Consider the following 12,906-nt stretch of genomic DNA (forward strand, 5'->3'; position numbering starts at 1 on the left):
GGGGGGGGGGGCACAGGTATGAGGCATGGTTAGTAGGTGTTAGAAAAATTTACAAAATCGATTTGAGCTTCGGGGACGCGAGGGATCGTAAGGGCTGGACATAGCCTAGAGCGGCAACGGATAGTCGATTGAATTAAGATAATTCCGAACGGAGAATATCGACGTTTGTCGATGTTTGTCCAATTCGTAAGACAGATTTCCCCTTGTCGTATAGAACAGGGAGTGCTAATATCGAAATTAAGTTCTACTTTCAAGTACTTTCTAGCACTTTCCAGCATTCTCTCGTACTTTCAAGAATGTTCACGAAAACACTATCGGTCTTCGACATCTAAACAATGTAAAAAACCGACCGGACACCACTCCGATCGGTTTTCATAAACAGGCCACGAGATTAATCCCCTCGCGGTTTGACCACCCATAAGATCCTACCCAAACGTTTAGCGGCGTATGGTAGGGTCTTACTTATTGTTGCGGCTAGTTACAGCGAACGTAATCATCTGGAAGATGAGTGAAATAAGCGCAATCAGGGCTTCGTTAGTCATGGCGAACCACCTCCCCTGTACAGCAAGTTCCTTGATGCAAGGGGTAATGTAGCCTGTCTTGTGTAAATATTACAACAGAACGACAATTGACATTGTGTTGCATATTTGCCATTTCGGGGATTCTGCGCGATTAATAGGGTATTTATCTTACTTATCCTTTCTAATGCTACGCCATGCTCGGTATTTCGCGTCTTGCGGTATGCATCTTTTATGGTAATTAACATACACCTGAGATAACGCCAATCGCTAGCTTAAATGAATCACAAAAAAAAGCCACCCCGGACCCTTCTTCGGCTGCTGCAGCTCGCTAAACCTCCGCTTCCACAAAAGAGATCAACGGAGAGAAGTAAAATATCCGTAATGAGACGTTTACTTTGCATCTAGTGCTTCGTATAATAAAAGTAACAAACCAGAAACACGAGTTGCGTAAACACGAGTTGCGTAAACACGAGTTGCGTAACTCGTTGTTATGACGTCATGATATCATGATGTCACCACGGGAAATAAAAAGAACCGCTCAGTGTTGGTAGCACCGAACGGTTCAAGTCAAGACGCAGGGTTCTTCCCTCGGATAGTGGCTTCCTACTCTCACCGGCCAAAGCGATGAGTAGGGGCCACTTTGCATTTATAGGGAAAAGCTAAAAGTTCAATCTGGCAGGGCGGCAACGGCAGTGGTTAGCGTACTAACCGATATAGGTTAGATATTCAAGTGTGAGTGTGCCTACTGAGCACAAAAGCATGCCCAGATTAAGCCACAGCAACCACACGTTGAGTTTATTTGTCTTCATGGGAAGTCCTCCTTCGTAAGCCTGAGGGAGAACAATCCTGCGTCTACCTATAATTATATTCGCCCCAATATTATCCTGTAAAGGGCTCGTCATGCCTTATAACGTCGAACCCCTGGCTGGACAGGGCTTCCTGCGTACTGGCCGTTATCCTTTCGCCTGTTTTAAAATTTTTCAGACAAACCGAAAGAGCCGATTTTCCACCCCCCGTAGCCTTAATCCATGCCCCAAATTCGCTCTCTTCGGTCCACACGTCATAATGTCCGAGACTCATGGTCTGTTCACCCGTTCCTTCGCTTCGGTTGCTTCTTTTCTATAGCGCCCGTAAATACAGAAACCTGTATTCCTGTATTCCTGTATTCCTGTATTTACCGATTATCTTCTAAATACCTTCTAATTGCGAGCTCCACGATGTCAACCATTCTCTTGTCTTGTTTGGCAGCGAACACTTTAAGCTCGGTATGCAGATCCATGTCGAGTTCGTACGTAGCCTTCTTCTTTGCTGCTGTTGTTGCGGAAGTAGTCGTCCCTTTGTCGATAACTGTATCTACACTTTCCTGTATTTTTGTATTTACAGGTTTCTTGTTCAGCAGTTCGCTAAGTGCTTCCTTTTTATTTGACACGATCAAGCAGCTCCTTTACGAATTTGTTGTATGGATCTAAGGCATCCTGATCTGCCTTCGTGGCCGCTTGAATTCCTGTAACAGTGAACTCCTTAATACGGCTTCTGCGTTTAATTACAGACTGGAACACTATGTCTTCATAGTCACTTCGTGTCCTATCTAGAATTGCAGTATCCAAGGTCGTCCGAGAATCTAACATCACTGTTAGAATTCCTGCGAGTACCAGATCCGGGTTCGTCTGTTTCTTCACAATCTGAAGTGTTTCTATGTAACGATCTAGAGCGTCATGACAAAATGGTTCACTTTGTAGCATAACAACAGCAAAGTCCGAGGCAGTTAGTCCATTTATAGTGTGATCACCTAGATTCGGCGGCAAATCGATCAGTATGAAATCATAGCGATCCTTCACTGACTCGAGTGTTTGTTTGAGAATATGGGCAGGAGTTTTTCCTCGATATTCCTTATACAGCCAAGCCGAAAACGTAATCAAGAGATCCTCAGCCGGCAGAATATCCAAATTCGCAGTGACTTCATGAATGAACGGAGCTGCGTCTTGCTTCTTTAATGCCTCTAAGGCAGTTCGTTCAGTAAAGTCGTAGATGTTGCGCTGCGTCAGAAATTGCGTCAGGTTGCCCTGAGAATCGAAATCTACAGCCAGCACCCTTTTGCCAGACTTAGCCAAAAGAAAAGCGACTATAGCAGTCGTCGTCGTTTTCCCAGCCCCACCTTTTTGAATCCCGAATGATATAGTGATTCCCACGCCTATTTCCTCCTCAGAAAATACAGTTTCACAGTAATACAGGAATACATTCGGCAGAGAGAAGTAATTCCCTGCTAGTACCTTTCGTCAGTGACCCGGTTTAGCTTCTCTCTGCATTTTTCATTCGCAATCCTCGTCTGAAAATTCTCTGTAACTCTCACAGAAGGCGCTTTTTGTTATTTGTAAATCGTTGGATTCCTACGATTTTTTAGAAATAATTCCGTCCAGATCGGACGGGACCACTCGCAAGCTGAGGAATGGGGACAACGAAAAACACGTTGTCACCCAGACCTCAACTCGCTTCGCGGCTGATCTCTCCACATTTATTTCATCGACATCCGACAATTATTATTGAAATGCTTGACGGGCAAGCAGGAAACTATCACGCTGATCGGGTTGCGGTTCAGGCTTCTGAGCAGAGATCACCTACCTAGCGCCAACAAACAGACTGAATTTGATGGCACTAAGTAGGTTGTCCATGTCACGCCGCGTAGGGCGCGGACGAGTATCCGTCGCATCCATGCTCGAACAAGCAGCTTTTACGCTGCACGCATCTTTTGCCACGCAAAGCCAATCCTGCGTGATTGATGCGTCCTCCCCGTCTTGCGACGGCTTGGCTTCCTCCTGACCTTATCGGTGTCTCCCCGTTACTACTCCTACCTGAGCATGGTTAGGCAATATTGGAGTAGTGCCAGGACTTTGCTGCAATCGGCTCCCATGCGCACCCTTACTAAGTTTAACGTGTTGTTCCTGCTCTCCACGCCTTGCGTATTCAATTGATAGTTCTTTATTCAGACCAATTTGTTTTTTTAGCTTTTGCTACAGCTGAAATGGTCACTGTCGAGAGAAATGCCTCCAATGATTCAATTTGCTCACTTGTCAGCTCGTCCCAAGCTCTTAAAAGGTTTGTAACCTGTTTGCACTGATCTTTCGTCATTGCTTTCCACTTGATGATACTTGACCAGTGCTTCGCCCTCTTGTTGGTTAATGCCATCGCCATATTTCTCCTTTTAGGCAATAAGAAACTAAGCCCTCGACGTCTCGTTTTTTCGCGAGATCGGAGCTGCCAACTCTATTAGATTCGGGTATGTACGGCTGGGGAGCCGCTGACAACAAAAGAAGCCCCCGATCCCATAAAGGAGAATCAGGGGCTTCACCGTATTTTTATCCCGTCCTATAGCAGGTTTTATCTTGCCCTGAAACGGACAAGATGCTACTATAAGGGTACAAAAAGTCATGTGTCGCGCGCCTGTTCACCGATTGTCAGATCGGATAGAGCAGTTAAGAGGTCCCCACCTCTTGCCGCCCGAACGTGGCTTATTTGTTTTATTAGGACAAATACTACCACAATCTACTACCCTCGTAAACTATCAATTCGGGAAAAACCCAGTTGCGGCGCTGACTATACGACAGTCGTCGACATGATAACTCCGTTACATTCTTTGCATATCTAGCCCCCTATGGGTCCACTCGTCAAGCTTGTAGTCCGTCTATGTATCATCATAGAAAGGATTTCATTCAGCTTGTAGTCTTTAAAGTTATGAATATTTAATTATGTAGTCCGCTCTGTAGTCTCGCTTAACCCGTATTCTCAGCGGCTTTGCCGCTGATGTGTAGTCTGTGCGTGACACGCTCCTTATCCTGCCTTAACTTCCTTAACTTCTTCAGCGATTCCCAAGCAAATATAAGTTACCTAAAACATCGAATTTAAGTAACTTTTATTATATAATAAAAATAATTTTAATACGAAGGAGAACGCCATGAATTGTACGAATTGTGGTCGCACAAATGACGTGATCGACTTTATCTCTAAGGGGGAAAGAATCGTTTTATGCGCAAATTGCCGTTACAAGCTCGCCAGTGGCCAGCAGATCGTTGTGAAGCAGATTGGTAGACCGTCACTCGGTGTGACTAAGAAAGTGTCTCTAACGCTTCCAGAAGCCCTCTGGGAGCATTTTGACGGCGAAGCCAACGGCAACCGCTCGGAGTACCTTCGCAAGCTCCTAGAACGCGATCAATGGTCTCAGAGTGACTGGAGCAACAACGCTGCGCAAGGGTATGCCATCTTTGCAGCGAAGGAACTTGGCTACTCAGATGAACAGATCAGTAAGTTGGTTCGTGCCATGTATCGGGCATTCGATTTCAAGACCATCGACGAAGCAAAAGCAGCTTACAACGAGTCGCCATACTGATCTGTAGCGTTATCGGTCTTTGTTAAGTCATAATCATACGTCGCAATTCTACTCTTACAAGTCGTTTATCGGTCATAATTATGGTCGTTTTCTGACCCGAGGTAAGCGAAGAAGCAATCCTACTTGCAGGGAAATAAGCTGCAGCAAACGAAAAAAGGTGGTGGCAGTTTTGGAAATGAACAAGATGATGAATGAGTTCGAGGCGAATAAGGTTGCTTATTACGAAAAACTGCTGGCAGATGAGCGGATCAGGAAGGCCATGAACACAGCCGAGGCAAGTTTGAACGTAGAAGGCTTGTTCGTAACACCGGAAGAAAACGAGCTGATTCTTAGTTGCCTTCGCGGGGATATCAGCGAAGAAGAATTCTTGCAACGTGCTTTGTCTTTGACGACAAGAAAACCAGGTCAGGACTATAACGATTTCGTGAAAACGACAAATGAACTTCCTGAGGTTGTGGAGTATCTCCAATCGTTCCCCGTTATCATTGGTGACTTGGTGCTTGCTCACCGTCTACAAAAAGGGTGGACCCAACAGAAGCTAGCCAAAGAAGCCGGGACGACACAGGAACAGATTTCGATGATCGAAGACGCCGATGGCGGAATTACAACGGGCACGGTCGGGAAGGTATTCCAAGCGCTCGGATTGACCGAAATCAGCGCTAGATGAAGCCGGCAGCTTCCTTCCGGAAGCGTCTGATTAAACGGCTGCCGCCAGGCTTACATGAATTTTCGCAAAATATCGTCAAAGTCACGAAGCTTTTGCGCTGAGATGACTAACCCCAGGTTGTTAGGCAGGTTAGAATTCACTATTTCCTGCTGTTTGGTTGGAACCTCAATAACTTGGATTTCACCCTTGGCAGTATATTGATGTACGGCGTATATGATTCCGAGTAGGTGAACCCGATTTCCTAGACGTGCCTCTCCATCTCTTCCTACATAGGTGCCTATATTGTAGATCAAGACAGGGGACCCGCTGGATCCTGGGAATACAGCTGCGTCAATAAGAAACTGAGCCTGGCCGTTGTAATCGAAGGCAGGGTGCGTTGCGGTAATGCCCCGTCGAATAATAGGATGATTATTAACGCGATCCCAAAGTCCGTTAGGATAACCAACCATAACGATTTCTTCAATCGCATCAAGCCCTTTAATTTGCGTCTCATTGGGTACGATATTTTCATCCAGTGTCACGAAATATAGGTCTACACCGTGGTTCCTTTTTACATCTTCCATGATACCGGCGATCGGCATAACGCAAAGATCAACGTCAGGATCCGGATGATCGATCCATTGCTTTCGAAATTGTGGAATTTCAATAGCGAAGGAGCCGTTATTCACGCGTTTTCCGTTCTCTTTTATGTTAAATACCATTCTACCAATTTCTCCACCTTCGACGACATGCTTATTCGTCACAATAACCGGTACGTAGGCATTTCCGTTTTTTAGCATTCGATAAAAGAACCCTGTTCCCGTACTGTTACCGCTTGCAGTATATGTCTCTATTCTTACCGTGCTGTACATCAGATGTTCCGCAATCGATAATTCTACTGTCATTTGGTTTCCCCCCGGAAGTTCTATTATTTTACTGCATTAATTCTATCATAAACCAGGTACATGCTGCAGGAAGGTGAGAAGCTGCTACGCGCTACGCTGCAGAGCGGCGGCAATAGAGCGATACAACCTGCCGCGCGGGCTTCCATCCGGAAGTGTTCGATCTATGAGCTAGGCACTACTAACCCGGCCATTTCTATTATTATAGACCTACGTTGTGATATGATAGCTTTCATGGAAGAAAGGGGGAAATAGATTGGTAGTTAAAAATAATCCTGCATTGATGAAGCAAACGGCTAAAGCTCTTAGTGATCTGCAAAACGTCATTGAGAATATGGACGAGCATCGGGGGAGAACGCTTTTGCATTGGCTGTCCCGACAGAATAACTATCTGCAGTGGGAAGTCGGGTTCAATCCTAAAAAGAATAAGAACTATAAGCGTGGGGAAGTCGTGCATATCAACTTCGGATTCAATGTTGGTTCAGAGCATGGCGGTCCGCATTGGGGCGTCATTTTGGATGACAACAAATGGTCCAGTCCAACGGCTATCGTGATTCCGCTTGGTTCGCTCGATGATGGAAAGGGGGAAGCTGACGTACATACTGATGATGTATATCTAGGGCAAATCCCAAGTATTAACGATAAGTTGGTTTACGCGCTCCCTACGCAGATTCGAACGGTTAGTAAGCTGCGTATTACAAGCCCAAGAACAACAAAGGATGACGACCATTATTTGACGAATGCCCAGCTGGATCTTATCGACAATAAAATGGTTAACCTCTTCTTTTCGAAATCAAAGGCGATTCAGGAGATGCAAAAAGCCCATAGCCAAGTAGCCGGATCCACTGTTGACGAACAAAAATAATCATGCTATTATAACTCTCAGCAATAAAACAGCGCCCTAGCGGCATCCAATAACGTTTGACACAGTTTTTAACTTAACTAAAAGTCCATCCTTCGGGATGGGCTTTTTTCGTTCTAGGCCACAAAAAAAGGGCATTAAGTGATAGTTCACTTAATGCCCTTTTTTGTCTTCCAGGAGGGGAAAAGGTTCGCTTCCTCCGGAAGTGTTCTTATTCTGAGATGGTGACAGTTTTCGCTGCAGCATCGTAATCGACTTTGTAGCCTGCGAGCTCGTATACGTAACGAACAGGGAAGAAATGGCGTTTCAGCTGATTCTTTACCGTGTTTGAAATCGTCTGAGGCAGTCCGAGTAAGTCGATGTAAGTCTTGCTGCCGGTTGTTACCGATACATCTGTTTTGCCGTCAATATCAAAACCAGCAGCGGCCCAATTATCCGGGAAGTAGCCCCATGTACGCAAGAAAGGCAGTTCTTCTACAATCTTGAAGTACAATGTCCCGTCAATCAGTTCGGCCGGGAGATCCATACCGGTATATTTGTCGTTGTACATCTTTACTAGTTTGCTGTCCTGGATGCCGTTCAATTTAATTTTCGCTACCTTTTTTGCGTCGGCAGCCATTGCAGTACCGGCGATGATGAGGGAGAGGGCAATGCCAGAAAGTAGTGCGATCTTCATTTTCATTGGTTTGATTCCACCTTATCGGATAAATTGCTGGCGCTTATCGACCCCCAGCTGGACGTTTGCCTGCTATATTTATTGGTCTAAATGATTGGTTCTGTTAACAGTCGTCTTCAATGACTTCTCCGCTTTGCAGTAGAGGCATGCATTCCGCGATCAGTTTGCCGTTGTGGTATACGATGATATGCATGCGGAGAGGATGGGCTTGTCTAAGGCTTTTCATTCTGACAAGTGCCATTTCTCGGGATCCGCAGTTCTCTACCTTTCCCGAATATTCAACCGTGAATCTATCCTTTTTCCTCTTTTGCATAGTCACTTTTCCTCAGTTTGTTGATCGGAAACAAAAAAACGGAAGCCACGTCTAACAAACCTAATGCGGGTTGGTTAAAAACGGTGCTTCCGTTTGTTCGTTCCTTTTCATTTACTTTTAATTCTATATTGGCTGCAGCTATTTTTCGAAAAAAGCGTGATATACTCGATTTATCGACCACATAGACCGTTTGCATGTTCGCTCTGTTCTAGGGTGTGATTTACGCTAGCCATCATGTAAGCAGGTGAAAAGCGGCGCCATAGGCAACGAACTGATTCGGAAAAATCTTCGCGGTGAAATATCGCATCAGGAATTTCTAAAACGCGCTGCAAAGATGGCAAGTGCTAGGAAATCTTAAAAGAGTGGGGTCTGGTTTTTTTATGGGGAAATTACTTGTCTATATGGCCGGAAAGATCGGTAAAAACGATTGGAGACATCGGATATTTAAAGACCTAAGGAACGCGAATAATGGCTTTGTAATGAAAATGGTTGATGGATTTCAATACTGTGGACCTTATTTTATTAAATGCGATCATGGTTGTTATCATGGAGATAATACTCACGGCAGGGGTTTAAATACCTCAATCTGTGAAAGCGGAATTGATGAATATAACGGTTACGAAGCTAGCAAACAAAATAGCTATAATGTTGTTACTAAATGTACTAATTGGATTCAAGCAGCTAGCGTTGTATTTGCCTGGATTGATCGACCGGATGCTTATGGAACAATAGCAGAGATTGGTTATGCAGTTGCTTTGGGGAAACCTGTCTTCGTTGCTGTTTCTAATGAACTAGCATGTGTAAATGACCTGTGGTTTCCTTGTCGATTGGCTGATGTTTCAATTAATAGTAATTCGGCCGAAGAGGCATGGAGTATCTTTATAACGGTGTTCGATAAAAAGACTAGGACACTAAACAAACTTTTGATACCGAAAGAGGACACCAGTAGTCAGCCTGCGACGGAAAAACAGAAAAAATATCTTTCGAACCTTATGAAAAACGCTGGCTACATCTTAAAATCCGATCTTGATGATCTAACCATTGGACAAGCAGGTTTGTATATTGCATTTTTTGTTGACGATAAGCAACTCTCAGAAGAACTCTCTTCATTACTCGAATACGATATTTAGCTGATACTACCCCCAGCTAAGGAGCTGCTGCGCTCCTGGAACAGCCTACTACAGACACTCACTAGGCCCGCATGGTTACTTGACTTAACAAGTAAAGGTTTTAGAATAATAGATGTGAGTTAGCTCACGGTCAAAAAGCAAAAAGTCGGAGATTCTCAGCCGTATAAGTGAGGGGCAGAACAAGTCGGAGATCCTCTACCGTATCAAGTGAGGGACTAAAAAAGTAAGCCACTCAATATAACTCTCAAAAATAAAACAGCGTCCTTGCGGCATCTTATAACGATTCATAGTCATTAACACTTAAACTCAAAAGTCCATCCTTCGGGATGGACTTTTGTCGTTCTGGGGGCACTGCGACCGCCCCACCACGTTGTTTTCTACTGTCGAGTGAAAATAAAGTGTTAGACTCGGAAAACAATTATCCAAGAATCTGTAAGTCTTCTTTACTATCATTCTAGGCATAAGTAAACTGAGGAAAAAAGCTCTTATTGAGGTGTTCACAATGCATCATGCCGTATACCAAAGCGCTATTATATACATCGAAGACCGCCTTGATACCTCTCTACCACGCAAGCAGGCGGTAGAAAGACTTAGAAAGGCCGCAAACAAAGGAGCTTATTCATGTCCCGAATGCCATCGGCTTCTACGCGTTCGTGATGGTGAACGCGGACTCTTCTTCGCCCACAATCCCGGCGAAGCTTGCGAACTGCAGGAGAGCAATGCGACGTACAGCCATCAAACAAAACGAGAAGCACAACATCATTCCGTCCTGCGTGAAATGATTCATGAAGTGCTTAAAAATCAAGAGAAGATTCGCCCGTCATTGTCAGTTGAATTCGGCTATATTGCAAAGGCCGGTCAAAAATGGAGCCACCTTCCCGATATTGTCATGTCCCATAAAGGCGTCGAAACAGCCATCTCCGTACTCACGAATGTCGACCGGATGAAGGATCAGAAACTAGTCAAAAAGCTAAGGGAACGAAACGCTTACTTCAAAAACAAAGGTCTGGATACCCTTTGGTTCATAGATGTCCAAGAACAAGTCATTGACGAAAAAACACGCGCCATCTACCTGTGGGAATCCGAGCTCGATCTATCATCCAAGACACCACAAGATGAAGCATGGGACAAGCTTCTACTGGATTTGAGTGAGGATACGAACCAGCTATTTTCCGTCATGTCTTACCTATCGCCCAGCCCGTTCCTTCCTTCCATTGATACCCGAAGTCTGTTCTATATCCATTCAATGAGCGAAAGCATCGAATTCTCCGTCCATCGCTTCATTGCCGATCAAAAGATAGCACCCTTCCAAGCGTTTGCAGTCAATGAGGGCTACCGAATGAATATCTCGACAGCGCTCTCCTTACAAGAAAACCTCGCGCTACATCATGAAGAACAAGAGGCAAAAGAACACGAGCACTTTAGAGCGCTATACGAAAAGCGTCTGCAAATGTGGAAGGCGGAACAAGAGTTTCTACAAGCCGCAGCGCAAGCAGCTGCCGAAGCGGAAACAATTGCCCGGGCCGAAGCGCACGCCCGTTATGAGGCTGAATTGCAAGTGATATACGAGAAAGCAAGGAACGAGCAAATCGCATACGGAACAAGCAAACCGATGAGCTACAATGGCCTCAAAGAACTTCTAAAGGTGCATTTGAAAATGACTCAACCGGAACAAATGCTACTTTGGACTACATACGTAGGACGCCAAGGGCTCATAAACTTTGATCGTCTCTGGGAACTGGCACAACAAGTCACATCGTTCTCGGCATTCGAGGAGTTGCTAAGGAAAGAACCGCGCCATACGAAAAGGTGAACGGGATCGGGGATGCCACTCGAGCGGAAAAACATAGACAGCGGGTGGCATACACTTCAGTCTTAATTTCGATAAGCTGAAGATAATCCAACTTCAAAAGCGCGTAGAATCAACAATTGTATAGAAGCTAATATTCGTTATTTTGTCCAAGTGACTGGGCGAATAATAAGTTGCGTCAATTCGGGAAACTTTACAGATATACAGGAATACAGTTATACAGTTTTAACGTTGAAAGGCACGATTAGGGAAGCAGTGCGTGACGGTTACGACGGACGACGAATCGCTGACTCAGATCGTCGAGAATCTCACGGCTTACGCTACGGGCTAACGGACGGAGTAATGTTCGTGGGACAGGTTCGTCCGTTTTTAAAAATTTTTTTCGGGATTTCCATCGTGGTAATAACGTGAAATGGTCAGTTATGATCAGTGAAACCAACAAAAACTATCCCTAGGGTGGGGTTTTCGGCTTACCAACTAATAATGCTTAGTTGGCAAGCCAGAAATTCAGCTTCGGAAGCTCGAAAAACTGATATTGACCCGCACAATATATAGATATATTATAGAGCCACGATAGGACGAGAATGGTTGATCGGGGTCTTCCTTCCAGAGCATTTGGTGCTCGGTGAGGAGGAAGGGAATATGGACAACAACAACACACTGACGCTAATGTTTACTGGCGGAATTTTCTTACTGGCATTGTTGACATACATCCATACGGTCTACAAAAAGAAATAAGCCCTAAACCAGATGAACGTTTCCTAGGCGTTCTGGTTCAAGGCTTCTTGGTTTGACAGATCACGATATGAAGCACGTCGTAATCTGCTCGCTTTGGTTGGGGGTTCTCCCCGCACATTCTTTCATCCAATCTTTACATACGGACGAATCGGTCTGACCACCGGTTCGTCTTTTTGCATTCCCAACGAATAATCGTTCGATGGGAATGTAGTGACGTTAAACTCGATATTAGCACTACGGATTCCGTACGACAAGTAGGAATCTGTACTACGAGTGGAACATTCTCCTTTATATGCGGAAAAAAACATGTAATTTTCGAATGAGCTTGATGCTGGAATTCTCGGTCTGAGCACCTGTCGTGACGCTGAGGGTATCCCATTCCCCGTTGCTGGTGGGCCTCCGTGCCAATATCGCTGACGTCTACGACCAAAGGTATCTATCTTGACTCTTCTTGTGGTACTGGAACGGTTTACCCTGATAAGCAGAAGCCAAGAGCCGGGTCACTGACGAAAGGTACTAGCAGGGAATTACTTCTCTCTGCCCGGCTATCAAGCTCCCTCATACCATTTGCACTTTCCTACACATTTGCCCTAGCAAGCTGTTTTTTTGCCCTTCAAGATCGTTCGATAATAACAATAACCGCATAACGACGGGCTTTGTTCACTACTCAACATACGTACAAAATATGGATTTTGTACGTATGTCAGACGATCAGGCGTGACATTAGATACAGGAAGGAAGAGGTGGCAGCAACGGTAAGCTGGACGCTGTCGGGCTCTTTCGTATGTGTACCCGGCACGGACGGGGGGGGGGGGCACAGGTATGAGGCATGGTTAGTAGGTGTTAGAAAAATTTACAAAATCGATTTGAGCTTCGGGGACGCGAGGGATCGTAAGGGCTGGACATAGCCTAGAGCGGCAACGGATA

Annotated in this window: 11 protein-coding genes; 6 read left to right on the forward strand and 5 right to left on the reverse strand. The window is 45.1% G+C overall.

The genetic code is table 11. The features are described 5' to 3' along the window. Positions 1 to 1,695: 1,695 nt before the first annotated feature. The 3 genes from H8B09_RS30200 to H8B09_RS30215 form a co-directional block, all read right to left on the reverse strand. Positions 1,696 to 1,950 (reverse strand): RH3 domain-containing protein, encoded by a 255-nt coding sequence (locus tag H8B09_RS30200; protein WP_191207267.1) that lies wholly within the window; start codon positions 1,948 to 1,950, stop codon positions 1,696 to 1,698. After that, the gene (locus H8B09_RS30205) at positions 1,940 to 2,710 is read right to left on the reverse strand and encodes a ParA family protein (protein WP_191207268.1); all 771 of its coding nucleotides are present in this window, start codon (positions 2,708 to 2,710) and stop codon (positions 1,940 to 1,942) included. The genes H8B09_RS30200 and H8B09_RS30205 overlap by 11 nt, the downstream gene beginning before the upstream one ends. A gap of 787 nt (positions 2,711 to 3,497) precedes the next feature. Continuing rightward, entirely contained in the window at positions 3,498 to 3,704 is a 207-nt protein-coding gene (locus H8B09_RS30215; protein WP_191207270.1) for a hypothetical protein, read from the reverse strand. An 883-nt stretch (positions 3,705 to 4,587) separates the two neighbouring features. Between H8B09_RS30215 and H8B09_RS30220 the strand changes: the two genes are divergently transcribed. Both H8B09_RS30220 and H8B09_RS30225 read left to right on the forward strand, forming a co-directional pair. Further along, positions 4,588 to 4,902 carry a hypothetical protein gene (locus H8B09_RS30220; RefSeq protein ID WP_224754141.1) on the forward strand — a complete coding sequence of 105 codons (315 nt, stop codon included), beginning with the start codon at positions 4,588 to 4,590 and terminating at the stop codon, positions 4,900 to 4,902. A gap of 175 nt (positions 4,903 to 5,077) precedes the next feature. Next, positions 5,078 to 5,569, forward strand: a complete 492-nt coding sequence (locus H8B09_RS30225) for a helix-turn-helix domain-containing protein (protein WP_224754143.1) — start codon at positions 5,078 to 5,080, stop codon at positions 5,567 to 5,569. Between the two features lie 50 nt (positions 5,570 to 5,619). Here the strand turns inward: H8B09_RS30225 and H8B09_RS30230 are convergent, their stop codons facing one another. Then, positions 5,620 to 6,453, reverse strand: coding sequence for a S1 family peptidase (locus tag H8B09_RS30230; RefSeq protein WP_191207272.1), 834 nt, complete (start codon positions 6,451 to 6,453; stop codon positions 5,620 to 5,622). A gap of 253 nt (positions 6,454 to 6,706) precedes the next feature. On the opposite strand from H8B09_RS30230, the gene H8B09_RS30235 reads away from it, so the two are divergent. Beyond that, positions 6,707 to 7,315 (forward strand): type II toxin-antitoxin system PemK/MazF family toxin, encoded by a 609-nt coding sequence (locus H8B09_RS30235; RefSeq protein WP_191207273.1) that lies wholly within the window; start codon positions 6,707 to 6,709, stop codon positions 7,313 to 7,315. A 208-nt stretch (positions 7,316 to 7,523) separates the two neighbouring features. On the opposite strand, the gene H8B09_RS30240 is transcribed toward H8B09_RS30235, so the two are convergent. Next, positions 7,524 to 7,994 (reverse strand): stalk domain-containing protein, encoded by a 471-nt coding sequence (locus tag H8B09_RS30240; protein ID WP_191207274.1) that lies wholly within the window; start codon positions 7,992 to 7,994, stop codon positions 7,524 to 7,526. Between the two features lie 687 nt (positions 7,995 to 8,681). Here H8B09_RS30240 and H8B09_RS30250 point away from each other — a divergent pair. From H8B09_RS30250 to H8B09_RS31365, 3 genes are all read left to right on the forward strand, one after another. Continuing rightward, positions 8,682 to 9,431, forward strand: coding sequence for a nucleoside 2-deoxyribosyltransferase (locus H8B09_RS30250; protein ID WP_191207276.1), 750 nt, complete (start codon positions 8,682 to 8,684; stop codon positions 9,429 to 9,431). A gap of 502 nt (positions 9,432 to 9,933) precedes the next feature. Continuing rightward, on the forward strand, positions 9,934 to 11,244 hold the full coding sequence (locus H8B09_RS30255; RefSeq protein ID WP_191207277.1) for a competence protein CoiA: 1,311 nt from the start codon (positions 9,934 to 9,936) through the stop codon (positions 11,242 to 11,244). Between the two features lie 639 nt (positions 11,245 to 11,883). Beyond that, positions 11,884 to 11,979 (forward strand): putative holin-like toxin, encoded by a 96-nt coding sequence (locus H8B09_RS31365; RefSeq protein WP_397376111.1) that lies wholly within the window; start codon positions 11,884 to 11,886, stop codon positions 11,977 to 11,979. Positions 11,980 to 12,906: the final 927 nt, after the last annotated feature.

This window comes from Paenibacillus terricola (assembly GCF_014779765.1).
GTDB lineage: Bacteria > Bacillota > Bacilli > Paenibacillales > Paenibacillaceae > Paenibacillus_T > Paenibacillus_T terricola.